The sequence below is a fragment of the Hyphomonas oceanitis genome, assembly GCF_036964545.1.
In the GTDB taxonomy this organism is placed as follows: domain Bacteria; phylum Pseudomonadota; class Alphaproteobacteria; order Caulobacterales; family Hyphomonadaceae; genus Hyphomonas; species Hyphomonas oceanitis.
Map to the genome: position 1 here is coordinate 253193 of NZ_JBALTL010000006.1, position 25601 is coordinate 278793.

General features: G+C 59.7%; 21 protein-coding genes. 8 read left to right on the forward strand and 13 right to left on the reverse strand.

Translation table 11 applies throughout. The annotated features are described in order from the left end of the window. Position 1: 1 nt before the first annotated feature. Both V7651_RS16765 and V7651_RS16770 read right to left on the reverse strand, forming a co-directional pair. Complete coding sequence (locus V7651_RS16765) at positions 2-2401, reverse strand: GumC family protein (RefSeq protein WP_156950498.1); 2400 nt, start codon at positions 2399-2401, stop codon at positions 2-4. Between the two features lie 53 nt (positions 2402-2454). Further along, the gene (locus V7651_RS16770) at positions 2455-3741 is read right to left on the reverse strand and encodes an outer membrane beta-barrel protein (protein ID WP_335613823.1); all 1287 of its coding nucleotides are present in this window, start codon (positions 3739-3741) and stop codon (positions 2455-2457) included. Positions 3742-4492: 751 nt separating this feature from the next. Here V7651_RS16770 and V7651_RS16775 point away from each other — a divergent pair. Together V7651_RS16775 and V7651_RS16780 are read left to right on the forward strand one after the other, a co-directional pair. Next, positions 4493-5623, forward strand: a complete 1131-nt coding sequence (locus V7651_RS16775; protein WP_418887257.1) for an NAD(P)/FAD-dependent oxidoreductase — start codon at positions 4493-4495, stop codon at positions 5621-5623. Positions 5624-5660: 37 nt separating this feature from the next. Beyond that, on the forward strand, positions 5661-6551 hold the full coding sequence (locus V7651_RS16780) for a glycosyltransferase family 2 protein (RefSeq protein ID WP_335613878.1): 891 nt from the start codon (positions 5661-5663) through the stop codon (positions 6549-6551). Positions 6552-6577: 26 nt separating this feature from the next. On the opposite strand, the gene V7651_RS16785 is transcribed toward V7651_RS16780, so the two are convergent. From V7651_RS16785 to V7651_RS16795, 3 genes are all read right to left on the reverse strand, one after another. Further along, positions 6578-7732, reverse strand: coding sequence for an acyl-CoA dehydrogenase family protein (locus tag V7651_RS16785; RefSeq protein ID WP_335591748.1), 1155 nt, complete (start codon positions 7730-7732; stop codon positions 6578-6580). A 25-nt stretch (positions 7733-7757) separates the two neighbouring features. After that, a complete protein-coding gene (locus V7651_RS16790) occupies positions 7758-8954 on the reverse strand; it encodes an acyl-CoA dehydrogenase family protein (protein WP_035539724.1) in 1197 nt (398 codons plus the stop codon). A 148-nt stretch (positions 8955-9102) separates the two neighbouring features. Further along, entirely contained in the window at positions 9103-10104 is a 1002-nt protein-coding gene (locus V7651_RS16795; RefSeq protein WP_035539722.1) for a nicotinate-nucleotide--dimethylbenzimidazole phosphoribosyltransferase, read from the reverse strand. A gap of 138 nt (positions 10105-10242) precedes the next feature. Here V7651_RS16795 and V7651_RS16800 point away from each other — a divergent pair, with 138 nt between their 5' ends. Both V7651_RS16800 and V7651_RS16805 read left to right on the forward strand, forming a co-directional pair. Then, positions 10243-10437: a DUF1289 domain-containing protein gene (locus V7651_RS16800; protein ID WP_035539758.1), complete on the forward strand. Its 195-nt coding sequence runs from the start codon at positions 10243-10245 to the stop codon at positions 10435-10437. A gap of 2 nt (positions 10438-10439) precedes the next feature. Beyond that, complete coding sequence (locus tag V7651_RS16805; protein WP_051624916.1) at positions 10440-10970, forward strand: retropepsin-like aspartic protease family protein; 531 nt, start codon at positions 10440-10442, stop codon at positions 10968-10970. Here V7651_RS16805 and pyk read toward each other — a convergent pair. The 6 genes from pyk to V7651_RS16835 form a co-directional block, all read right to left on the reverse strand. Then, positions 10957-12381, reverse strand: a complete 1425-nt coding sequence (gene pyk / locus V7651_RS16810) for a pyruvate kinase (RefSeq protein WP_335613825.1) — start codon at positions 12379-12381, stop codon at positions 10957-10959. The genes V7651_RS16805 and pyk overlap by 14 nt on opposite strands. Positions 12382-12472: 91 nt before the next feature. Beyond that, positions 12473-15121 carry a methionine synthase gene (metH, locus tag V7651_RS16815; RefSeq protein WP_335591750.1) on the reverse strand — a complete coding sequence of 883 codons (2649 nt, stop codon included), beginning with the start codon at positions 15119-15121 and terminating at the stop codon, positions 12473-12475. Beyond that, positions 15118-15546, reverse strand: a complete 429-nt coding sequence (locus V7651_RS16820) for a gamma-glutamylcyclotransferase family protein (RefSeq protein ID WP_335613826.1) — start codon at positions 15544-15546, stop codon at positions 15118-15120. The genes metH and V7651_RS16820 overlap by 4 nt, the downstream gene beginning before the upstream one ends. Further along, positions 15543-16610, reverse strand: coding sequence for a homocysteine S-methyltransferase family protein (locus V7651_RS16825; RefSeq protein ID WP_335591752.1), 1068 nt, complete (start codon positions 16608-16610; stop codon positions 15543-15545). Before V7651_RS16825 ends, V7651_RS16820 begins: the two co-directional genes overlap by 4 nt. Positions 16611-16618: 8 nt before the next feature. After that, positions 16619-17518, reverse strand: a complete 900-nt coding sequence (gene metF / locus V7651_RS16830) for a methylenetetrahydrofolate reductase [NAD(P)H] (protein ID WP_335613827.1) — start codon at positions 17516-17518, stop codon at positions 16619-16621. After that, entirely contained in the window at positions 17515-18492 is a 978-nt protein-coding gene (locus V7651_RS16835; RefSeq protein WP_335613828.1) for an ArsR/SmtB family transcription factor, read from the reverse strand. Before V7651_RS16835 ends, metF begins: the two co-directional genes overlap by 4 nt. 145 nt (positions 18493-18637) lie before the next feature. On the opposite strand from V7651_RS16835, the gene V7651_RS16840 reads away from it, so the two are divergent. The 4 genes from V7651_RS16840 to V7651_RS16855 all read left to right on the forward strand — a co-directional run bounded on the left by V7651_RS16840 (position 18638) and on the right by V7651_RS16855 (position 22904). Continuing rightward, the gene (locus tag V7651_RS16840) at positions 18638-19384 is read left to right on the forward strand and encodes an MlaA family lipoprotein (RefSeq protein ID WP_035539707.1); all 747 of its coding nucleotides are present in this window, start codon (positions 18638-18640) and stop codon (positions 19382-19384) included. Between the two features lie 43 nt (positions 19385-19427). Beyond that, positions 19428-20054: an MlaC/ttg2D family ABC transporter substrate-binding protein gene (locus tag V7651_RS16845; RefSeq protein ID WP_335591756.1), complete on the forward strand. Its 627-nt coding sequence runs from the start codon at positions 19428-19430 to the stop codon at positions 20052-20054. Positions 20055-20242: 188 nt separating this feature from the next. Beyond that, positions 20243-21454 (forward strand): glycosyltransferase family 4 protein, encoded by a 1212-nt coding sequence (locus V7651_RS16850; protein WP_335613829.1) that lies wholly within the window; start codon positions 20243-20245, stop codon positions 21452-21454. A gap of 76 nt (positions 21455-21530) precedes the next feature. After that, positions 21531-22904 (forward strand): mechanosensitive ion channel domain-containing protein, encoded by a 1374-nt coding sequence (locus V7651_RS16855; protein ID WP_335613830.1) that lies wholly within the window; start codon positions 21531-21533, stop codon positions 22902-22904. 3 nt (positions 22905-22907) lie between these two features. Here V7651_RS16855 and ettA read toward each other — a convergent pair whose 3' ends face one another. Continuing rightward, entirely contained in the window at positions 22908-24572 is a 1665-nt protein-coding gene (ettA, locus tag V7651_RS16860; protein WP_335613831.1) for an energy-dependent translational throttle protein EttA, read from the reverse strand. An 83-nt stretch (positions 24573-24655) separates the two neighbouring features. Continuing rightward, positions 24656-25588: an MBL fold metallo-hydrolase gene (locus tag V7651_RS16865; protein ID WP_335613832.1), complete on the reverse strand. Its 933-nt coding sequence runs from the start codon at positions 25586-25588 to the stop codon at positions 24656-24658. Between the last annotated feature and the right edge of the window lie 13 nt (positions 25589-25601).

Here is a 25601-nt window from a genome sequence, read left to right on the forward strand (position 1 = left end):
GTTAGTGCGTGGATACTTCACTGGAAGATCCCGTCTTCACCTGTGGCTTTTCGGGTTTCAAAGGAGCAGCCATCGGATTCGGCGCAGACGTCATGCCGTTCGACTTTGCCGGTTTGTTCCGGCCGAAGATCGAGCGCTTGGTTTCCATCGAATAATACTTGCTGTAAGCCTTGTAGGCAGCGCCAGGATCTTTGTGATGGCGACGTTGCGTTAGGTCGACCATATTGAGCGTGACGCCGAGAAGGTCGGCGTTGAAAGTCTTCAGCAGAGTGAGCGACTGACGTACAGCCGAACGCAGCGAACGACGCCAGCGTATAACAAGAATTGTCTTGTCGGTCTTGCCGGCAACAACACGCGCTTCGGCCATTAGCAACAGCGGGCCCGTATCGATCAGGATAAGGTCATACATCGAACGCAGCCGCGCGAGCAGGTCATCAAAAGCCCGAGTTCCGAACACATCGTGCGGCACATGGCCGGCCTTCGACAGCGGCAGGATGTCCAGCATGCTGCGACTGTCCTTGCAGATGGCATCAGACAGCTGGCCTGCACCAAACAGGTGCTCAATGAAGCCAATCTCTGGCGACATGCCTGCGGCGTCGGTCAATTGGCGACGACGGAAGTCACCATCAATGACGAGCGTGCGCGAGCCCGACATGGCCGACATGCGACCTAGGCTCAAGGTGAGGCTGGTCTTACCTTCGTCGGGTAGCGAAGAGGTGATGGCCACGGTTTTCGTCTCGCTGTCGAGGTCCGAAAACGCAATCGCAGCCCGCAAATAGCGAATACTCTCTGCAAAGGCAGACAAGGGATTGTCGACAAGGAAGTCCGCCGGATTGGTTTGCGAGAACGGCAGCAGGCTTGTGCTGCGGATCAGCGGGACCGATCCGATGGAGTTCACGCCCAGCTTGCGCTCGATATCGTCAGGCGAGCTGATCTTCATGTCGAAGATCTCTGCAAGCAAGGCGAGGCCACCGCCGATTATGCCGCCAAGCATGGCGCCAATAATAAGGTTCAATAATTTTTTCGGCGAACTTGGCGAATCCGGCACAGTGGCGGTGGACAAGATGTTGGCGTCAGCCTGGACCAGGTCGTCCTGTTCACGCGTCTCCTTGGAGCGACTGATGAACTCTTCATAAAGGACACGGCTCGTTTCGGCGTCACGCTCAAGTTCACGCAGCCTGACAAGATTGAGGTTGTTGCCCCGGAGCTGTGCAGTCGACTGCCCGATATTGGAGTTGATACTGTTGATCTGATCCTGCGCAGCCTTGACCTCGTTTTCAAGGTTTGCCGCGATCCGGCTCACTTCGGCTTCGATCTGCTTTTCGATATCAGCTGCTTCGTTACGCGCGCCGATCAGTTCGGGGTGCGACGGACCAAGCGTGGTTTCCAGCTCGGCAACCCGGCGAAGGATTTGGGCCCGCTGGGCTTTCAAGCCTGAAATCACTGGAGAATCGAGCACCTCAGCAATCGCGTCTATGCCGGCACCACTGTTGATCTGACGTCTCATATTGTCATAGCGCGAGCGAGCACGGTTCAACTGTGCCTGCAGCTGGCTCTTCTGCGTTGTATTGTAGGCAATCTGTTGCTCGGTCAGCGTGGCACCTTGCGCCGACAAGAGACCGGTTTCAGCCCGGAATTCCTCGACGCGCTTCTCCTTGGCTTCAACCTCATCGCGCAGGCCAGCCACGCGTTCAGACAGCCACGCCGTAGCACGGCGGGTGGCTTCAAGCTTGGAATCGAGCTGTTGGACACGGTACTGATCGGCGACCGCATCGGCGACACGCGCAGCCGTTTCCGGTGACTGGCTCGTGACTTCGACTTCAATCAGGTAGGTCGTCCCGATACGACTGATGTGCACCTTGCTCATCAGTGTACGCGTCACCGACTCCAGAATGGCGGCTTCACGCTCGGCAGCACTCAGGTTGGCATATGGAACGGTCTTCTTGGGCGGGTGCCCCGTCCAGGCGCCAATCTGGCCCTTAGTCATCTCGATAAGGCCCGGCTTCTGTTCCCTCAGAGTCCAGTTGAACTCGGGATCTTCCGCCAGTTTTAGTTTCGTCGCGACCTTTGTCAGCAGCGACTTCGACCCCATCACCCTCACTTCAGTGTCGATTGTCGCCGTGCTGGCCGCGAGGCCGCCAAGCACGCTTCCCAGGTCGATGACGTTTTCCTTGTTCGTGTCGAGCTGGAGAATCGAGTTCGCCTTGTAAATCGGCGTCTGCGTGAAAGTTATGTACGCGACAGCAAAGAGCGTCACGAGGAATCCAGTTACGATAATCCAGAACCGGCGATAGACGGTGCCGATCAATGCCTTGAAATCGATCGGCATGTCATCGGAACTACCACCGTCGCCGTGTGGCATTTTCTGCGAGGGAATTTCAAGACTGTAAGTCTTAGTCAATTTACTACACCAATTCGTATCTGGAGTGATCTCGAAGCCGGATCCGGGAAAAATCAGGGGAAGAGTTTGATACCGACGCCAATAAGATTGACATCAAAGGACGGATTACCAAAAACACTGTTGCCGCTGCTGTCACGGTTGAGGTGACGCACGAACGTCTCAAGATGAACACGGCGGTTCATCTTGTAGGCGGCTCTCAGAGAATAGTCCGAGATATCATCTGACCGGTTGATTTCCTGGTAGTCATAATTTGAGAAGTCCGCTGAAGCGGATAGGACGATATTGCGACGCAGCTCATGGTCGACGTTAACCCCATAAGTCGTCTGCAATGCGCTAGGCGCTTCAAACACGCCGATATCGACAACGCGCCGACCGGCCTTGAAACCGACAGTTGTCAGACGCGTCGGGAACCATTGAACGCGACCATCGACCGATACCCCGTCGACGTCCTTAAAGAATGGATCGTCCTTGTTCTCACTCAAATAGCCAACGTTCACGTCACCGCGAACAAGGGAGTTGAGTTCGAAGTCAACACCGACAACCGCTGTGTAACCTGACGAGTCGCGCGAGCGCAGCGCGCCACCCAGCAACTGGTCCTGGTCGTAGGACTGCTCACGTACAGTCGCCTGCGTGTAAATGGCGACGTTTGGCGACAAGGCGTAGGACAGTCGCGACCGGGCAGACGTTACCGTGTTGTCGCGATAGTCCTGGTCAATAATGATGCCGGTTCCAGCCTGTTCACCGTCCTTGAAATTCTCTTCCGCAAAATCGATCGCATTGTACCAGCGGAAGCGGTCGCTCTGGTAGTTGGCGTCCAACGACCCGCCCATTCGGGTATACTCGACAGGCGCATCAAGGCCGACGGCATTGGCTAGGTCCGTTCTCGCTTCGATGATGTCCTGGGCAAATACGGCAGCACCAACCGAAATGTTGCGGTTCACATCAAGCCGACCGCGAAGACGGGCGCGCAGATCGTTCGCCGACTCATCACCGGTATCGATATATTCGCTGCGATAGGCTGACACTTCAGCGCCAATCTCGTGAACACTCCAGTTCGTGCGCGCCGCGACATCCACGCCGATACGCACGATCGTATCTGAAATCTCATTATTTTCGGTGGCTTGAACGTTGTCAGTATAAGTCGCCGATCCGTTGAGACTGGAATCCACGAGAAACGCGCCAAGACGGATAGGCTCTGGATCATAGGCCGGCTGGCGGCGATCAAGGACGGCCTCGTACTTTTCGCGGCTGTAATAATTCTGCCCCTGAGCGGATGCAGCTGTGGCCAGAATTCCGCCGGTCGCCACGCTAAGCAGGCAGAAGCGCTTAAAGTTAGACATTACTGGTATTCCCCTGAAAAATTTTCTGTGTCGGTATGGGTCTGGATCATATCTGCGGCGGATGCAATCTCGGGACCATGTTTAACAACGCTCTGCGAATGACCTGTCCAACAACATGCCGGCCCCCAAAGACCACCAACACGCGTCGCACATGACGTGAAACTCGGGACACCCTATGCACCAACCGGATGAAAATGTGCTGAACAGGATTGGCGAAATTGGCGCCAAAAACCGATTGGACGCCTTCTTTTCCTATATTTTGTGAGTTTCTTGCAGGTGGCAAAGTCTTGAAAACTGTTAATTTCAAGAAACGGGCACTTGTTGATCTGCGTGTCTCTGGCATCCCCCAAACCCATTTTCTATGCGTCCCGCCGAGACGGGGTCTATCAATACGGATCTGGCTAAACACTTTGCGCCTTCTGGCGCTAAGTCTTCAGGATCAAAATAAACCCCACCTGTAATAGTATTTGCAGTCGGAGCCGCAACACACCGACCGCAAGTAAAAGCTACACTGTTCATGGTTAACTGTCACCCTTTCGTATCTGCAAATTCCAGCGAGACTAAAGGCCAACGCCGCCCTGCCGCGAGACTGTGACTGGTCATTAAGCTATGTCTGGCCGCAGCCGTGCGATTGCGTCAGAATGGCATGCGGCTCGCATCAGAGCTCCCGAATCCATTTTTGAGCCCGCATGATCCCCCTTATCCTGCCCCGCATCCGCACAGTTTCTGACCGCCTGCGGGCCACCCGCCCGTGACAAGCGTGGACTGTATCATAATCGGCGCCGGTGCGGTCGGCCTCGCCTGTGCGGTGGAATTGGCCCGACGCGGCCAGGAAACCTATGTGCTGGAAGCTGCGCGCGAGATCGGCACCGGCACGTCATCGCGCAACAGCGAAGTGATTCATGCGGGTCTCTATTATCCAACAGGCAGCCTGCGCCATCGCATGTGCGTGTCGGGCCGCCGCAAACTCTACGCTTATCTCACCTCCCACGGCGTCGCTCACAGCCGCATTGGCAAGATGATTGTCGCAACCAATCCGGACCAGATTGGAAAGCTTGAGAGCCTTCTCCAGCAAGGGCACAGCAATGATGTCGAAGGTCTGTCGATGCTCGATGCGGAGACGGCGATGGCTCTGGAACCCCAGCTCAAGTGCGCTGCGGCGCTGATGTCGGCCGAGACCGGCCTTCTCGACAGCCACGGCTACATGACGGCGCTCCGGAATGAACTGGAAGATCTCGGCGGCGCGGTTGTGCTCGACGCCCCGGTTCTCGGCATCACGATCCTGCCGGATGGTCAGTTCAAGCTGCATATTGGCGGTCGCGACCCCCATGAAATCACCACCCGCCGCCTTGTGAATAGCGCCGGCCTCTATGCATACCGCCTCGCCAGCACGATGGAAGGCTATGACGCGTCGCTCCTGCCGGGCTTCACCCTCGCAAAAGGCAATTATTTCAGCTGCCAGACGCGTCCTGCCTTCTCGCACCTCATCTACCCCGTCCCTGTCAATGGCGGTCTTGGCGTCCACGTCACGCTCGATCTCGCTGGCCAGATGCGTTTTGGGCCGGATGTGGAATGGCTCGGCCACGACAACCCAGACCTCATCGACTACCGCGTGGATGCCACCCGTTCGGATGATTTCTACGAAGCCGTACGCCGCTACTGGCCGGGCCTGCCCGATGGCGCCATCGTGCCTGACTATGCCGGCTGCCGCCCCAAATTGACGGGGTCGCATGAACCCGCAGCCGACTTCCGCATCGACGGCCCCGCCCTTCATGGCCATGAAGGCCTCGTTCACCTGTTCGGAATAGAATCACCCGGCCTGACAAGTTCTCTGGCAATCGCAGAATATGTTGCCGACAGCCTGGAGACACATGATGCCTGACCCCCACCGCGCAGACCTTTAGGACAAGAAGCCATTGTTGATTGAAATCTGTGTCTGCACCTTCCGCCGGGCCTCCTTGGCGGGAACGCTCCACTCGCTGGGAAAGCAAGTCGTGCCCGAAGGGATCACGCTTCGCCTCATCGTCGCCGACAATGACGAAACGCCTTCAGCGCAAGACCTGGTGACACGTGTCGCTCAGGACCTGCCCTTCCCCGTCCAGTATGTGCACGCCCCCAGCCGGAACATCTCGCTGGCCCGCAATGCCTGTCTGGACGCAGCAACCGGCGACTTCCTCGCCTTCATCGATGATGACGAGTTGGCGCCGCCGGATTGGATTGCCGACCTTTACGCCCTGCTCGCCCAAGGCCCCTATGACGCAGTCTTTGGACCCGCCATGGCGGAATATCCGGAGACAGCACCCAACTGGATCAAGCAGGCCGACTATCACTCCAATGTGCCGACCCGCCGCAACGGCACGGTCCAGACCGGGCACACATGCAATGCCCTTATCCGCACAAATGCGCCCAGCTTCTCGGGCCAGCGCTTCCTACTCGAGAAAGGGCGCACCGGCGGCGAGGATACCGAATTCTTCTTCCGCGCCTGGCGCGCCGGTGCCCGTTTCGCCATTTCCGAGGACGCTAAGGTATACGAGCCCGTTGACCCTGCCCGTCTCGCCTTCCGCTGGATCGCAAAGCGAAAGTTCCGGTCTGGAATCACATACGGCCGCCTCGAAAGAGGAAGATTATCCCTCGCCAAGGCGGCCGTTTCACTGTGCGCAACAATCCTGAAGATTGCCTACTGTATTCTACGCGCCGTGCTGGCAGTCTTTTCCAGCACGAAGCGTAATTTCTGGCTCCTGAGAGCCGTGTTCCATGCGGGCGTCATCACATCAATCCTGTCAGTCAAGGAACAGGAACTCTACGGATAACGCCCACTCAGGATCAGGTCTGACGGCTACTCAGCCGCCATGGGCACGTCTACAGCCGACAGCTCCGTGTAGCGCTTCAGGTGGTGGTCGACATTTCCGAACTCGGCATCGATCATGGTCAGACGCTTGAAATAGTGGCCAACAGCCATCTCGTCCGTCATGCCCATGCCGCCGTGGATCTGGATCGCCTGTTGGCCGACATAGCGCCCGCCCTGGCCGATACGCACTTTGGCAGCTGATGTAGCCTTCTTGCGGGTCACTTCGTCTTCATCAAGCTTCAGCGTGGCCATGTAGGTCATGGAAACCGACTGCTCGTGCTCCATGAACATGTCGACCATGCGGTGCTGCAGCACCTGGAATTTGCCGATCGCCGTGCCGAACTGCTTGCGGTTACGCGAGTATTCAACCGTCATGGCGTGGGCAACCTTCATCGCACCACAGGCCTCTGCACATAGGGCGGCAATCGCCTCGTCCGCGACTAGCTCAATAAGCGGCAAGCCATTGTCGACTTCGCCGATCACGGCATCGGCGCTGACAGCCACATTCTCGAAATACACTTCCGATGCGCGGCGGCCGTCGACCGTTGGATAATCACGCGTCGAAACACCTTTGGCATCCTTGGCAACAACGAACACAGTCACGCCCTTGGCATCGCGGCGATCGCCCGAAGTCCGGGCTGTCACGACGAAATGCGTGGCCCATGGTGCGCCGATAACCACGGCCTTGTGACCGTTCAGGACAAAGCCCGAACCGTCTTTCTTGGCGGTGGTTTCGAGGTCAGCCAGATTATAGCGGCCGCGTGGCTCTGCATAAGCGAATGCAAAGATCGCTTCGCCTGACATGATGCCACCGAGATACTCGGCCTTCTGCGCATCAGAGCCGCGCTTCAGGAAGCCGCCGCCGCACACAACGCTCGGCAAATAGGGCTCGACCACGAGGCCTTTGCCGAATTCTTCCATGACAACCATGGCGTCGATCGGGCCGCCACCGAGGCCGCCGTCTTCTTCGCTGAACGGCGCCATCAGCAGCCCGAGTTCGGCAAACTGGGCCCACATTTCCGGGCGCCAGCCGTCTTTCGACGCAACGACCTTGCGGCGCGTGTCGAAATCATACTGCTCCCGGATCAGCCTCGAGAGGCTGTCGCGGATCATGGTCTGCTCTTCGGTGAAATTGAAATCCATAAAGTTTCTCCCTGCCCCGTGTGCCTTAAAGGCCCAGGATCATTTTGCTGATGATGCCGCGCTGAATCTCGTTCGATCCGCCATAGATCGACGTCTTGCGCATGTTGAAATAAGTCTCTGCGACGAAGTGCGAGTGATCCGGGCCAACACCCAGTTCATTCGAGCCATCGGACTCCATACCAGCCGTGTAAGGCTCGGCATAATTACCCACCGCTTCAAGCGTCAGCTCGGTAAGACGCTGCTGGATTTCGGTGCCCTTGATCTTGAGGATCGAGCTTTCAGGTCCGGGGCCTTTACCGGCCGATTCTGAAGCAAGTGTGCGAAGTTCGGTGAATTCAAGCGCCGTCAGATCGATCTCAAGCTGGCTGATCTTGCGAGCAAAATCATTGGTCTGGATCAGCGGTTCGCCATCAACAAGCTCGGTGCTTGCAATCGCGCGCAGCTTCTCGACACCGCGCTTCGAACGGGCAACGCCCGCAATACCGGAACGCTCATGAGCGAGAAGGAACTTGGCGCATGTCCAGCCTTCGTTTTCCTTGCCGACAAGGTTCTCGACAGGCACGCGAACGTCTGTCAGCCAGACTTCGTTCACTTCGTGGCCGCCATCGAGCAGTTTGATCGGGCGCACTTCAACGCCCGGCGTTTTCATGTCGACGAGGATGAAGCTGATACCTTCCTGCGGCTTGGCAGCCGTCGGGTCGGTGCGGCAAAGGAAGAAGCCCCAGTCAGCGAACTGGGCGAGTGTCGTCCAGGTCTTCTGGCCGTTGATGACCCATTCGTCGCCATCGCGAACAGCGGTGGTCTTAACGCTGGCAAGGTCAGAGCCGGCACCAGGCTCGGAATAGCCCTGACACCACCACACATCGCCCGAGAGGATGCCCGGAAGATACTTCTCTTTCTGCTCTTCTGTGCCGAACGTGTAGATAACCGGCGCAACCATCGCCATGCCGAACGGAAGCGGCATGATGGCGTCAACGCGCGCATTCTCTTCGGACCAGATGTAGCGCTGCGTCGAGGTCCAGCCCGTGCCGCCATACTTCTTCGGCCAGGCGGCTGCAGACCAGCCCTTCTTGCCGAGGATCTTGTGCCAGGCGAGGAATTGCTCGCGTGTCAGGTCTTCGCGCGTACCGACGCCTGCGAGTTCCTTGGGATAATTTTCGCTGATGAAGGCACGTACTTCATCCCGAAAGGCGATTTCCTCGGGGGAAAATTCAAGGTTCATGGGTGGACGACTCCTCCGGACAATTTTTGAGTGGGGTGACTTGAACCCTCTATGTCAGTCAAATGTGGCCCGTGGCAAGGTTACGCGCACGTAAACGTAAACTTTGCCGCAGCTTTTCACTGCATTTTCGCAAACTAACCATGCAGAATCAGGAGGCAGCCGGTTCCGCAATGAACGGTGCACATGCGGTCTTGAGCAGGCCGATGGCTGAAGCTGATCCGAGTCCGCCACCCGTCTGGAATTCGAGCTGCATGAGTGGACGCAGGCCAAGGCGCTCAAGCGCTGCCTCATGCGCCGGGCGCTGCGTACTATGCGAGGCTAGGCAATGGCTGATGGCTTTCGGGTCAATGGCATGAACCACACCGGCCGCAATCGTCGTCGCGAACCCGTCCAGCACAACAGGCACACCCTCATGACGCGCAGCAATGATGGCGCCCACGCAGGCCGCAAGCTCACGCCCACCAAGGCAGCGCAAGGCTTCCAGCGGGTCTGACAGGTGCCCCCGGTGCAGGGTCAGGGCGCGACTCACCAGTTCGCTCCGCCGTTTCGAGATGGCCGGCGGTGTATGGTTGCTCGGTCGCACCCAGTAATCCGGCGAACCGCCATAGAGCGCACAGGCAACAGCCGCAGCTGCCGTACCAACACCCGCGCCGGACACGGCAAGGGCCAGAAGGTCCGGCTTATCCTCAATAGCCTCAAATCCGAAGGCAATCGTGGCGGCACATTCGCGCTCAGACATGGCCGCCGTCTCGGCAATGCTTGGCGTTGGCCTGTCCAATGCAAGCTCGAAAACCCGAATATTGGCGCCCGCCTGGGTGGCGATGGCCGACAGCGGGGCCTTGCCCTCACGCAGCGCATCGACATGGGCACGGGTGTCGACATCGCTCGACAGCGACACGCCCTCGTCCACAAGACCGTGCGAACCGGCAAAGATCGCCAGGACAGGGTTTTCGATGCGCGGCGGATACCGGCGCTGCCAGTTGGCCAGCCATTCGGCCGCTTCGCCCAAGCGACCAAAATCGCCCTCACGCCCCATGGTCAGGAGCGCCTCGCGCACCTGCTTGCCCGGCTCGGTATCAAGCGGAATCCGCTTCAGAACGAGCGCACGAACATCATCAAGCGGCGCTGCGGAATTGGCAGGTTCAGTCACGTCAGTAAGTCTCCCGGTCCCGCGCAAATGGGGACAGTGCGAATCTATCAGAGAAAACGGCTATTGCACGACAAGGATTTGTTACCTTGAAGCATGGCATACTTGCCCATTCTGCTCCATGAATTACGCTGTATATTGATGACCGACCAACCAATAAAGACCCCGTGTATCAAAGTCTGCGCAATCGACGCCTCCACAGGGTGGTGCCTCGGTTGTGGCCGCACACTGCCCGAGATCGGCGGATGGATGGCCATGGGAGGCGATTCGCGTGACCTGGTGATGGAGTCGCTTCCTGAGCGCATCTCGAAACTCCAGGCCATGGGAAAACGTTGACCGTGGGCAGCTGGGTCGCAAATACGGTCTCGATGGTTGCGGCAGCTGCCATGATTACAGCCGGTGTCGTGATTTTCATCGTGCCAAAGCTGCAGGAAAATCACGCGGCCGCCGAAACGCCCATCGTCGCCAGCGCCGTCGTTTCCACTCCAAGGGCGGCATTTGACAACGCCGCCATCATTGATCGCGAAGCGGATGGCCATTACTGGACGCGTGCGGACGTCGACGGCACAGCCGTCAAATTCATGGTGGACACTGGCGCCAGTACAGTCGCCATCACGTTCCGGGATGCTCAGCGCATTGGCCTGAAACCGGAAGACCTCGATTTCAAATGGGAAATCCGTACAGCCGGTGGAATCGTCCACGGCGCCGCCGTCACACTGGAAAAGATCAGCATTGGCCGGGTCGAGGTCGATAATGTCGAGGCTATGGTCCTGCGTGAAGGCCTCGATCAATCCCTATTGGGTATGACCTTCCTCGGCGAACTTTACTCTTACGAGTTCCGCAAGAGCCAACTGGTCATACGCCAGTAACCGGCGTGCCGTCCTTGCCGACGCCAATACCGATTTCCCAGGCAAACCGACCGTCCTCTCCGGCCCACCGCGCATAGGCCACGCGCCCATCCAGACCCGCCGCATTCATGAGGTCACGATACCAGTGAGCTTCGCCAGCATTCAGCTTCTGTGGATGCACACCCCAGAGCAGGCAGGCCTGACGCAGGCGCTGGTCGTCGAGCGAACCATATAGAATTGGCGCCGCCCCCCTCACGCGGGAGAATCGCGCCAGGCGGTCAAACGCTCCCGTACGCAGCGCCAGCGCCGACGCGCCCGCAGCCTCCGCCATCGCCTGCGCTGTGCGGGCCACAACATCGACCGCACTCTCACCCACGGAATCCCCGTCGAACTGCTCAATCGACCGGCGATAGTCCTCGGCATTCTCTGTCGCGCGGATGATACGGGACATGATCGCAACCGCCGTCGCCGGATGGCGCCCCACCGCCGTCTCAGCAGACAGCATCACCGCATCGGCGCCTTGATAAATCGCCGTCGCCACGTCGCTGGCCTCGGCACGCGTCGGCGCCGCATTCTCGATCATCGATTCCAGCATCTGCGTCGCCACGATCACTGGCCGCCCCGCCGCGCGCGCGGCCCGCACAATGCGCCTCTGGATAACTGGCACTTCCTCGGGCGCGAACTCCACGCCCAGATCGCCCCGCGCAACCATCACAGCATCCGCCGCCTCAACGATGGCCAACAGGTTTGTGATCGCCGCCGGCTTTTCGATTTTCGCCACCAGTGGCGCCCTGCCCGCAATGATGGCTTTCGTCTCCATCACATCCTCCACCGTCTGCACGAACGAGAGCGCAACAAGATCCACGCCAATCTCCAGCGCAAACGCAAGATCGCGGCGATCCTTGTCCGTCAGCGCCTGCACCGGCAGCGCCTTGCCGCGCACGGTAAAGCCCTTCTTGTCGCCCAACTTGCCGGGCACTTCGGCTCGCACACGCGGCGTGTCACCGGCCTGTGTCACCGTGAGGATCAGCTTGCCGTCATCGACCAGGATCGTATCGCCTTCTTCCAGCATCGCGACGATCTCTGCGTGCGGCACCGGGATCGCATCATCGCGGTCCGTGCTCTCGGCCGCAATCAGGTCATATTCCGCCCGGAAGCCCAGCCGCATCGCCCCACCGGGAAAACTGCCCACGCGCACCTTTGGCCCCTGCATGTCGGCGAGCACAGCCAAGGGCTGGCCCGTCGCCGCCTCGGCGGCACGCACAGACTCAAGCGCCTCGCGATGGGCCTCATGCTCCCCATGGCTGAAATTCAGCCGGAAGACATCGACGCCAGCTTCCGCCAGCGCGCGGATTTCCTTGCGCGAGCGGCTGCCCGGTCCAAGCGTAGCAACAATCTTGGCATTCTCACCGCGTAGTCGGTTCTGGCCCATTCTTCATCTCCCCTGCCGCGCGGTGCGCTGGTTACGTCATATGCGACTCGTGGCCCGGCCACCAGTCGTCATGATAGCGCAAACATTTATGTCAGGCGACACCATCCGCCAGAACGGCCAGCGGGTCATAGTTCAGGATTGGCGCCAGCCAGCGTTCGGCCGTCCGCATGTCCCAGCCTTTGCGGCGCGCATAATCCTCAACCTGGTCCCGTTCGATCCGGCCGACAGCGAAGTAGACGCTTTCCGGATGCGCGAAATACATGCCCGACACGCTGGCCGCTGGCGTCATCGCAAAGCTCGATGTCAGCGAAACGCCGATCTGGTTCTCGGCATCGAGAAGCTTGAACAGGGTCGCTTTTTCCGTGTGTTCCGGCTGGCTCGGATAGCCGGGGGCCGGGCGGATGCCCCGATAGCTTTCAGCGATCAACTCGGCAGGGCTCATGTCCTCGTCGGGCGCATAAGCCCACAGCTCCTTACGGACACGCTCATGCATGTATTCGGCCATGGCCTCGGCAAACCGGTCCGCCAATGCCTTGACCATGATGGATGAATAATCGTCGCCCTTCGCCGCGAAGTCCGCTGCGATCGCCTCGACCTCCGGCCCAGCCGTCACGCAGAAGCCGCCAATCCAGTCTTCACCTTCCGGCGCGACAAAGTCCGACAGCGCAAAGTTCGCGCGCGTATTGTCCTTCACCATCTGCTGGCGCAGCGTATGGAACACGTCGCCTGTTTCGAGATGGATGTCGTCAACGTCGCCATTTGCTTTCCAGAACCCGACAACCGCCTTCGGCCGGAACCACGCCTCGCCCACAAGGCGTTGCATCATCGCTTCAGTATCGCGCCAGAGACCGCTCGCCGCCTCACCGACAACTTTGTCCGTCAGGATAGCCGGGTACTTGCCCGCCAAATCCCACGCCGAAAAATACGGCGTCCAGTCGATATAGCGCGCCAATGTGGCCAGATCGATGTCGTCAAATGTCCGCACACCGGAATAGGTCGGCACAGGCCGCTCATAGGCGTCCCAGTCGATCTTCATGGCGGCGGCCCGCGCCTCTGCCAGCGGCAGGCGCGGCTTGGGCGGTCCATCCTTGCGTGCGTCCCGCATACGCTGGTAGCGCGCCTTGGTCTGCGCCAGGAAACCGGGCTTGTCCGTCTCGCTCAGCAATGTGCTCACCACACCCACAGCCCGGCTCGCGTCGGACACATGGATCACGGGCGCGCACTGGATCGCCGGCTCCACCTTCACCGCAGTGTGCGCCGGGCTCGTCGTCGCCCCGCCGATCATCAGTGGCTGCGTCATGCCGCGCCGCTGCATCTCGGAAGCCACATAGACCATCTCGTCTAGGCTTGGTGTAATCAGCCCTGACAGACCGATGATATCAACGTTCTGCTCAATGGCCGTGTCGAGAATCTTCTCCGCCGCGACCATGACACCAAGGTCGATGATCTCGTATCCGTTACAGGCGAGCACTACGCCGACAATGTTCTTGCCGATGTCGTGCACATCGCCCTTCACGGTCGCCATCAGCACCTTGCCATTGGACACATCAACCGTCCCGAGACGAATCTTCTCTTCTTCCAGATAGGGCTCGAGATAGGCCACAGCCGCCTTCATCACGCGGGCCGACTTCACCACCTGCGGCAGGAACATCTTGCCGGAACCGAACAGGTCGCCGACGACATTCATGCCATCCATCAGCGGCCCTTCAATCACATGGAGTGGCCGCTCGAAAGACTGGCGCGCCTCTTCCGTGTCCACCTCGATGAATTCGGTAATGCCGTGCACAAGGCTGTGCTCCAGCCGCTTGGCGACCGGCGCCTCGCGCCAGCGCGTATCTTTCTCCTGAACCTTGCCCTTCTGTCCGCGAAATGTCTCGGCAATGTCGACAAGGCGTTCTGTCGCTTCAGGGTTCCGGTTGAGGATCACATCCTCGACCGCATCGCGCAGCGCGGGCTCGATATCGTCATAGATGTCCAGCTGGCCAGCATTGACGATGCCCATGTCCATGCCTGCGGGAATTGCATAATACAGGAACACAGAGTGCATCGCCCGGCGCACCGGCTCATTGCCCCGGAAGCTGAACGACACGTTCGAAAGCCCGCCCGAGATATGACAGCCCGGGCACGTCTCGCGGATCACCTTTGCGGCCTCGATAAAGTCCACCGCGTAATTGTTATGCTCCTCAATCCCCGTCGCTACCGCGAAGATGTTCGGGTCGAAAATGATGTCTTCAGCCGGGAAGCCAACCTCTTCGGTCAGTATCTTGAACGCCCGCTGGCAGATCTCGATCTTGCGCGCGGCTGTATCGGCCTGCCCTGCCTCATCGAATGCCATCACGACCACGGCTGCACCATAGGCGAGGCACGCCCTGGCATGCTTGCGGAAAATGTCCTCGCCTTCCTTCATGGAGATCGAATTGACCACAGCCTTGCCCTGCACGCATTTCAGGCCCGCCTCGATGACATCCCATTTCGAGCTGTCGATCATCACCGGAACGCGCGCGATATCAGGTTCGGCAGCGATTAGGTTCAGGAAGGTGCGCATGGCCTCGGCCCCGTCGAGCATGCCTTCGTCCATGTTCACGTCGATGATCTGCGCGCCATTCTCGACCTGGTTGCGCGCCACTTCCACAGCGTCAGCATAGCGCCCTTCGGTAATCATTTTCCGGAACACGGCAGAGCCGGTCACGTTCGTGCGTTCGCCGATATTGATAAAGCGGGTGGAGGCAGATGAAGTCATTTGCGGGTGCGTCCCCTGTCGAGCGGCCAGTTGCCGTCCGGAATGTCAGTGAAGCCCTCTGTGGGCTGATTGTACCAGTAAATCCAGGCCTGCTCGCCGGTCGGCGCGCCATGGTCATCCAGCAGCGGAATTTGTTGTCTCGTATAAAGCGACGTTGCTGGATCGTCCGTAACGTCCTCGAATTCATCCATCGCGCCAATAATCGACACATCGTTCAGCTCATAGCGCACGCCATGGCACAGCTGCTCGCCCTCAACGACACCCGGAAAGCCGCCAAGGTCCAGCAATCGCCCGCGAAACCGGCAGACCCCGAGAAACTTGCCCGACACTTCCAGCGGCAAATCTGCCGGCTGCCCCGCCGCGCCCTGTTTCAGCAGGCCGTAAAACACGAACAGGTCGCCTTTTTTGACCGCTCCGCCACTCATGATGCCAGCACGAAAGGTTCAAGCCCGGAAAGACGCATGTCATGCGATGTCGGCGCCGGGTCACGTGGCTTCAGGCCCGCCGTCGCCTTGGCGATCGCCGCGATATGCTCCGGCGTCGTGCCGCAGCAGCCACCCAGGATGTTGACAATCCCGTCCTTCGCCCAGCCGCCCACGGCGCCGGATGTCTGGCCGGGAGTCTCGTCATACTGGCCCATCTCGTTCGGCAGGCCCGCATTCGGATAGGCAGCCACCAGCGTATCGGCAATCCGCGACAGCGACGCGATGTGCGGCCGCATCAGGTCCGCGCCGAGTGCGCAATTGAACCCGATGGCGAATGGCTTCGCATGTCGCACCGAATTCCAGAACGCCTCGACCGTCTGGCCGGACAGCGTGCGCCCGGATCGATCGGTGATCGTGCCTGAAATCCAGATCGGCAACTGATCCATGCCCTCGGCTTCAAGGTCCATGATCGCCTTGATACAGGCCTTGCAATTCAGCGTATCGGTGATGGTCTCGATCAGATAAAGATCGACCCCACCTTCGTTCAGCGCCTGAACCTGCATCCGGTAGGCCTCATACACTTCATCAAATGTCACCGCGCGGTGGCCCGGATCGTTCACGTCCGACGACATGGACAGCATCTTGTTCAGCGGCCCGATCGAACCGGCAGCAAAGCGTGGCTTGTCCGGTGTCTTCGCCGTCCACGCATCCGCCGCCGCTCGTGCCAGTTTGGCGCCTTCAAGATTGATGTCGCGCACGGCCTCAACGTCGAGCTTGTAGTCATCCTGCGCAATGGTCGTCGCCGAGAACGTATTCGTCTCGGAGATGTCCGCGCCCGCTTCGTAATAAGCATTGTGCAGGTCGGTCACGATATCCGGTCGCGTCAGACAAAGGATGTCATTGTTGCCCTTCATCTGCCCTTCATGACCAACGAAACGGTCTCCGAGGAAATCGGCTTCGTCCAGCCCGCGCCGCTGGATCATCACACCCCACGATCCGTCGAGGATGAGGATGCGCTCTTTGGCGGCGGCTTTGAGCGCGGCGATACGGTCTTTGCGTGTCATTTGGGGCCTCATGCAGCCTGTACAGGCTTGGGTTTCATGCCGAGCAGGCGGCAGGTCGACAGCGCCAGCCCCGCCCGGTTCAGCGTGTAGAAGTGAAAATCGCTGACGCCTTCATCGGCCAGCTTGTGGCACAGTTCGGCGGCCACAGTCGCTGTTACAAGGTCTCGTGTCTCGTCATCGCTGTCGAGCCCGTCATACAGTCGGTCCAGCCAAACCGGAACACTCGCCTGCACCATGCTTGCCATCCGCTTCAAGCCGGCAAAATTGGGCTGCAGCATGATGCCAGGCACCAGCGGCATGGTGATGCCCTTCGCGCGCGCCTTTTCGACAAAGCGCAGGTAAGTATCCGGCTCGAAGAAGAATTGCGTGATCGCGCGCTTGGCGCCTGCATCCTGCTTCGCCTTCAGGAAGGCGAGGTCCTCGTCCCAACCCCGGCTGTTGGGGTGGGGCTCCGGGTAACACGACACCGAGATCTCGAACTTGCCAGCTTCCGACAGCGCCGCGATCAGTTCGACCGAATTGGCAAACCCGTCCGGATGAGGCGCGAAAGCAGCGCCCATGCCCTCGGGCGGATCGCCGCGCAGGGCCACGATATGATGTACGCCGGCAGCGGCGTAGGAATCCGCGACGTCCAGCACTTCGGCCTTGGTCGCCGACACGCAGGTCAGGTGCGCCGCCGGGCGCAGTGCCGTGTCACTGGCAATCCGCTTCACCGTGTCATGCGTGCGCTCACGCGTGGACCCACCAGCGCCATAGGTCACCGACACAAATTCCGGCGCCATCGGCTCCAACCGCTGCACGGTCTCCCACAGGCGCGTCGCCATGGCCTCGCTCTTCGGCGGGAAGAATTCAAACGACACGGACGGCGCTGCATCCTTCTGACGGTTGGCAATCGACAGACTGCTCATGCTTTGGCCTCCTCAGGCAGGGCCGGCTTATCAGCGACCCAGATATTGACCACCAGTCCCGGGCCAGAGGCCTCGGGCGGCGCGAATGAAGCGGGCTGGGACAGCTTCAGCTGCGCATCCTGGGCCCAGGCTTCCATATTATCGTTCCGCATCCCGAGCCGGTGGTGACCGTGCTCGGAGCGCAGGAATTCGAGATCATGCGCGGCAAAATCAACCACGAGCAGGCGCCCGCCGGGTTTCAGCACCCGGCTCGCCTCGGCAATCACCCGGCCCGGCGCATCCATGAAGTGCAGCACCTGGTGAATAATGACGAGATCAGCCGACGCATCCTCAAACGGCGCAGACGTAACATCGCCTTGGCGCACGCGTGCGCCCGTTATGCCCGCCCGCTCAAGATTGGCGCGCGCCACGGTCAACATCTGGTGGCTGAGGTCGATGCCTTCGGCCTCGCGTGCCAATGGCGCAAACAGCGCCAGCATGCGGCCTGTGCCTGTGCCGAAATCAACAACCCGCTCAAACGGTCCGGGACCAGCCATGTCCAGAAGCGCCGCTTCGATGGCCTCGTTCGGATAGTGAAGAGAACGGATCGTGTCCCATGTACCGGCCAACTCCGAAAAATTGGACTCAGCCGAGGCTGCCCGCAGGGCCGTCACTTCTTCAAGCTGCTCCGAATCGCGCTGGAATGTCGGCGACTCGACAGCGATCTGCTCGAACAGGGAATCAAGAAAGGCTCTCCCGTCGCCGCGGCTGGCCGCGCGATAAAAAACAAACGAGCCCTCCGGCATGCGCTCCACCAGTCCCGCGCCCGTCAGGGCCTTTAGATGGTGAGATAATCGCGGCTGGGACTGCGCAAGAACCTGCACAAGCTCACCAACCGACAGGTCCCGCCCCCGCAATAGCGCCAGGATGCGCAGCCGCGTTGGCTCGCCCGCTGCGCGGAGCCGGTCGAGGATGGGAACGAGATCAGGCTTCATATCATTATATAAACATGGGTTTATATGTTCCGCAATAAACATTTCATGTGTTCATGCAGAATGAATTTACCAAACTATGAGTTGATGGAGCGGTTTCGAATTACCATTCTAATAATCCAACCCAACCTCCCAGAGGGCTTTCCTCATGCAAATACGTTTCCTTGGCGCCGCCCTGACACTGGGTTTGGGCGCCTGCGCATCGGCTCCCCCGCCCGAACCCGGCACGATTGCCGACCCCTATGAAGGCTTTAATCGCCAGATGTTCGCCTTCAACAACGGTGTTGATCGCTACGCGCTAGAGCCTGCTGCCAATGTCTATGAGACGGTCACGCCATCCTTCGCGCGCGACCGCGTCGGTGACTTCCTGAGCAACCTCAAATCGCCTGTCATCTTTGTGAATGACGTGCTGCAGGCCGAGCCAGGGCGCGCAAGCGACACGTTCTTCCGATTCACCCTCAATACCACGATCGGGCTCGTCGGCCTGTGGGATGCGGCGCATTATTTCGGCCTCGAAGGCCACTCCGAAGACTTTGGCCAGACGCTCGCGGTATGGGGCGTCGACAGCGGCCCGTACCTCGTCATGCCCCTCCTCGGCCCGACAAACCCCCGCGATCTTCTCGGAACCGGCGTCGATGTGGCATTCGATCCGTTGAACTGGACCGAATTCGAAGGCCAACCCGATCTCGATGACCAGATCGCCATGGGCCGCCGTGTACTGGGCGGCCTCAACGCGCGGGTCGAATTTGATGATCAAATCAAGACCCTCAATGAGCAGCCCGAACCCTACATCGCCCTTCGTAGAATCTATTCATCTCAGCGTCAGGCAGACATCCGTAATGGTAAGCCGGTCGATGACGCGGATGCGTACGAAGATCTCCCTGATTTTGACTAATTTGGGACTTAGCAAGGCGCTTACGAAAAGCAGGAGCAGTCGCTTGAAACGCACTATCACACTAGGTCTGGCCATGGTCGGTCTGGCGCTCACCGCTTTGCCTGCAGCAGCAGACGCAAAGACAGAGGCCTACGTCCAGACCAATGCGAGCGAAGTCCTGGCAACGCTTAATGACCCCTCTTTGACCGCTGAGGAGCGGACGAAGGCGTTCAGCGTGTACATGGACAAGTTCACCGACCTCGACGCCGTCTCCAACTTCGTTATTGGCAAATATAGCCGCCGCTTTACAGACGCGGAACTTGCCGCCTATCGCAAGGCATTCCGCGCCTACGCCTTGGCTGTCTATGAATCCCAGCTTGATGACTATCGCGGCAAGGAAGTGATCGTGAAGGATTCCGTTGACCGTTCGGCCGATGATTCCATCGTGAATACGGTCATCAAGCGCCAGGACGGTAAGGATATGGATGTTCGCTGGCGCGTACTTAACCGCGACGGCAAATATCAGGTCGTCGATGTGGCCCTCAATCTCGACGGAAACCTGATCTGGCTCGGCATAGAACAAAGGGCCCAATTTATCGCCCTGCTCGACCGCTCGAACGGGTCGGCTGAAGTATTAATCAAGAAGATCGAGAGCATGACCACTGAGCTGAAAACGTCAAAACGCAGCTAAATTCTGTTAAACTTTATACGTTTCAGTGCATTAACCTGCATTTCCCGGAAAAATTCGCGATTTAGTCATATACTTGGACTAGAACTCGGGAATTGAATGGTCAGTGCGGCGTTTACCTCAAGATTTGGCGCGTCTGGCCCGTTTCCTGCACACCCCGGGGGTGATTTCCGGATGGGTACAACGTTGCGATGAGAGTCTCAGTTTACAAAGACAGGTATCCCACGTCTTTCGTGGTGCCCCGTCGTAGCGGGCACCAGATCAATAGTCGCTTGTTCCTGCCCTTCGACAAACTGCTCAACAAGCTCGACGGCATCGCCTGGATGGCGCCTTTTCACAACGCAGATCTGGTCCACGCCTTCAACCGCGTGCCAATCGGCGAGCGCAAATATGTCATCTCGTTCGAGAGCCACCTTCCCCGCCGGTTCAGCATTGCACGGGACAATGCCTATACGGATTGGATGACGCGCGAGATCTCGAGCCGGCATTGTCGCCGTATCATTGCCCTGTCGCACTACGCCCGTAATCAGTTCATCGACCAGACCAAGGAGGCGTGCACGGCGGAAGCCCTGAAGGCCAAACTGCTGGTGCGCCACCCGAACGTGCTCATGGGCCCGGATGTCGACCCGCTCGCTGCAGAGCTGAGAAACGGCCGTATGGACGAACTCGTAATCACCTTCGTCGGCGCCCACTTTGCACGCAAGGGCGGTTGCGTCGCGGTGAAGCTCGCGCAGAAGGCGCTTGAACAGAACCTGCCCGTACGTATCCAGATCGTCTCATCGATGACCGTCGGCGCATCCGTCTGGACCGACCCGGCCTCCGAAGCCTTTTTCAAGCCTTACATGGACCTGCTCGACCTGCCCAATGTCACGCGCTTTGAAGGCCTGCCAAATGGCGCCGTCCGTCAGATGCTGGGCCGCTCGCACTTCGGCTTTCTCCCGACATTCTCCGATACGTTCGGCTATTCAATCATTGAGGCCATGGCAGAGCACACGCCCTCCATCGCCACGCCAGTTCAGGCGATCCCGGAATTTGTGAAGGACGGACTGAATGGCCTGATGCTGCCACTTGATGTCGATGAGCTTGGCCACTGGAAGCAACCCGTCGGCGTCAAGCATAATGAAAAGGCCTACGAGGACTTCTTTGCGGACGAAATCGAAAAGCTGGCAGATCACGCGCTGGCAGCGATACGGCCCTACATCGGCGCGCCCGAAAAGCTGTTGCCCCTGCGCAGCGCAGCCCGTTTGACGGCCGAGAAGATGTTCTCCCCCGCCGTTTCCGCGGCCTTTTACGACCCCTTCTATGACCGCGTTGCGTCCGAATACCCGTCCACAGACCCGAAAAACGACCCGCTGGATGTGTCATCGCCGACAATTTCGGATATCGAAGACCAACTGGCCTGACATCGACCCACGCAAAACCTGCGGAACACATGCGTCGCTCATGCCTTTACAGCACATGGCTGAGGGAAACGGCGCGATGGCCATAATGACAAAACGATTGACCCACTTGCTGGCCGGCCTCTGCCTGCTCGCCATCATGCCCACGCTTCAAACACACGCACAGGCGCCCGTCGAACAGCCCGCGCCGCAAATCGTCCAGACGGCGAGCGATGCTCCGTCAGACAATGCCATTGAAAGCCGTATCGTCGCGATCTTTTCGGAGATCGACTCGCTCAAGCGCGTTGAGGTCGATGTCAGCGAGGGCGTTGTCACGCTTTCCGGCGGCGTTTCGAACTCAGCTGCCGCGAACCGTGCCATCGACATTGCAGGACGGCTCGTGGGCGTCGTGACAGTCGAGGACAAGATTGACCGCACGCTGGACATTGAAGGCAACGTCTCCCCCCTCGTCGACACGTTCCATGCCCGGCTTAAGAGCTATTACCGCGCCCTGCCCCTGCTCGGTCTTGGCCTCGCGCTCTTCCTGATCATCAGCCTTCTGGGCCACCTTCTGGCCAGCTGGATGTGGCTGTGGCGCCGCCTGCTGCGCAATGTGTTCCTCGCCGAACTCGTCTCGCAGGCCGTTCGTGTCATTGCCATCGGCATAGCGCTGGTCCTGGCGCTCAGCCTTGTCGGCGCAACTGCCCTTATGGGTACGCTGCTCGGCGGCATAGGCGTGCTCGGTATCGCCGTGGGCTTTGCCGTGCGCGACAGCCTCGAGAACTATATCTCGTCCATCATGCTCAGCCTGCGCCAGCCTTTCCGCGCCAACGAGCATGTCGTGATTGGCGATCAGGAGGGCAAGGTCGTCCGTCTCACGTCTCGCGCCACGGTGCTGATGACGCTCGACGGCAACCATTTGCGCATTCCGAATGCCGTGGTCTTCAAGGCCGTGATCCTGAACTATAGCCGCAACCCCGAACGCCGCTTCGAGTTCGACCTCGGCGTCGATGCCGAAGACGATCCGGTCGCCGCGATGAACCTTGGCCTCGACACGCTGGACACGCTGCCCTTCGTGCTGAAACAACCTGACGCGAGCGCCTTCATCCAGACGGTTGGCGATTCCAATATCGTGCTGCGCTTCCAGGGTTGGGTGAATCAGAACCAGAGCGATTTCAACAAGGCCCGCGGCCTCGCCATCAGCGCCACCAAGGATGCTCTCGAAACCGGCGGCTTCACCCTGCCCGAACCCATCTATCGCCTGCGTTTCGACGGCCCGGTCGATGCCGGCAAGATTGTGCAGGACATGGGCGGCAAGACAAATGAGCGCCGCAAGCCGGAACGCCCCGCCGTGCCCGCTGGCTCGGAGGCCCTCAGCGTCGCGCCGGATGATCACATCGAGAAAAAGGTCGACGAAGAACGCGCCGAAACCAAGGAGACTGATCTCCTCGATTCCGACCGTCCAGTCGAATAAGGCTTAGCGTCCGAACTTCTTGAATTTCAGGCGCTTCGGATTGACGGCGTCTTCGCCGAGGCGGCGCTTCTTGTCTTCGAGATAGGACGAGAAATCGCCCTCGAACCATTCGACATGGCTGTTGCCCTCGAAGGCGAGGATGTGCGTCGCCATGCGGTCAAGGAACCAGCGATCGTGCGAGATGATAACGGCGCAGCCGGGGAAGTTGTCGAGGCCTTCTTCGAGGGCCTGCAGCGTTTCCACGTCGAGGTCGTTGGTCGGTTCATCGAGGAGGAGCAGGTTGTGGCTGCCCTTGAGCATCTTGGCGAGGTGGACGCGGTTGCGCTCACCGCCTGAGAGCAGGCCGACCTTCTTCTGCTGGTCCGTGCCCTTGAAGTTGAAGGCGCCGACATAGGCGCGCGACATGACCTGCACACCGCCAAGGTCAATCATGTCCGTGCCGCCCGAGATTTCCTCCCAGACGTTCTTGTTCGGATCGAGCTTGTCGCGGCTCTGGTCGACATAGCCGATCTTCACGGTCTCGCCGACGCGCAGGCTGCCCGAATCCGGCTTTTCCTGATCGAGGATCATCTTGAACAGCGTCGATTTACCGGCGCCGTTCGGACCGATGACGCCGACAATGCCGCCCGGGGGCAGTTTGAAGTCGAGGTCTTCGATCAGCACGTTCTCGCCAAAGGCCTTGTTCAGGCCCTCCGCTTCCAGCACGACGCCGCCAAGGCGCGGGCCGGGCGGGATGCGGATCTGCGCGGTCATCACCTGCTCGCGCTCAGCCTTCGAGGCCATTTCCTCATAGGCATTGATACGGGCCTTGGATTTCGCCTGACGGGCCTTCTGGCCGGAGCGGACCCATTCGAGTTCCTTGGCCAGCGTGCGCTTGCGGCCGGTATCCTCGCGGGCTTCCTGCTCCATGCGCTTGGCCTTCTGCTCGACCCAGCCGGAATAGTTGCCCTGGAAAGGCACGCCGCGGCCGCGGTCAAGTTCGAGGATCCAGCTCGTAATATCATCGAGGAAGTAACGGTCGTGGGTCACGAGGATGACGCAGCCGGGGAAATTGATCAGGTAATTCTGCAGCCAAGCGACGGTTTCGGCGTCGAGGTGGTTGGTCGGTTCATCCATCAGGATCATGTCGGGCTTGGACAGCAGCAGCTGACAGATCGCCACGCGGCGCGCTTCACCGCCTGAGAGTGCCGCAACGTCGGCATCGTTTTCGGGGCAGCCCAGCGCTGTGAGGGCCATGTCGATCTTGGAATCGATGTCCCATGCGTCCGCCGCGTCGATCTGCTCCTGCAGCTTGGTCATCTCTTCCATCAACTCGTCGGAATAGTCTTCGCCGAGCTTTTCGGAGATGGCGTTGAACTGTTCCAGCATCTGCTTTTCAGGGCATTTGGAGGCGACGTTCTCGAACACGGTCAGGGTCGGGTCGAGCTTCGGCTCCTGTGGCAGGTAGCCGACCTTGATACCGTCAGCTGCCCAGGCCTCGCCCTGGAAGTCCTTGTCCTCGCCCGCCATGATGCGCAGCAGGGTCGACTTACCGGAACCGTTGACGCCGACGACGCCGATCTTCGCGTCAGGCAGGAAGTTCAGGTGAATGTTCTCGAACACCTTCTTGCCGCCAGGATAGGCCTTTGTGAGGCCTTGCATGTGGAAAACAATCTGGGGACCGGCCATGGCGCGTATTCCTGTTCGAGCGGGAGGGAGAATGCGCTCTACTCGCGCGCGCGCAGCGGAAAATCAAGCCGTCAATGGCAATGCTAGTCCTGAAAACCCCAGCTGATCAGGCCTTGCTGCTCCAGCATTTCCAGCCATGTGCGGTCATGACTCGGGAAAACGGTCAGCTCCGGATTGGCCTCCCAGAGGTCGTGCAGGGCGCGGATCTGGTCCTTGACGGCGGTGCGGTCTTCGTTCGGATCAATCACGGCGTACTGGGTAAAGACGGGGCGCATGACCAGTTCGTCGAGCGAAGTCATGGTCCAGACGATATCGCCGATCATCAGGTATTCATGACCATTCTCCAGCGTGATGAAGACCATCTGGCTGCCCGCCGTATGGCCGGGCACGGGGATCGCAACGACGCCCGGCGCGACCAGCTGGACCGAACCATCAAGGCGCGGGGCGACATCGCGCACGGCTGGCGCCAGCTCGCCAATCGCAAACTGTGGCATGGCGGCGATCTGGAGCGCATTGAGCACCAGACGCGGTGCCAGCGCGTCCGGCTGGGGCGCGCGCGCGATGGCCATGACATGATCGAGATGCTCATGCGTGATCAGCACCCGATCGGCGCGCAGCATGGCCGCTATCAGCTGCTCATAGGCTGCGTCATCGAATGACCAGTCCTTGGGGGCGGCCACCATGCCTTCGGATGTCTGACGGTCGAGGGCGCCGCCGATAATGATGGTCTTGTCCGGATAGACCAGCTGGACGGAATTGTAGCTCGTCTGCCATTTGCCGCCGAACGCCCCGGCACGCGCCGCCACCATGGGCGCGGAATCCCGGCCGACTTCCAGCACGCGCACCTGCGTGGGCAGCGTGCCACCGCCTTCGCGCACCATGCTGCGCCATTGCGCGATGTCCATCAGGCCCGCCGCTGCCTTTGGCGCGTGACTGAATCCAGCAAACAGCCACCAGCCAGCTGCTGCCGCCACGACGATAAGCGCTCCGGCGATACCCAGAATCCATTTCAGCATTTTGTGTCCTCCC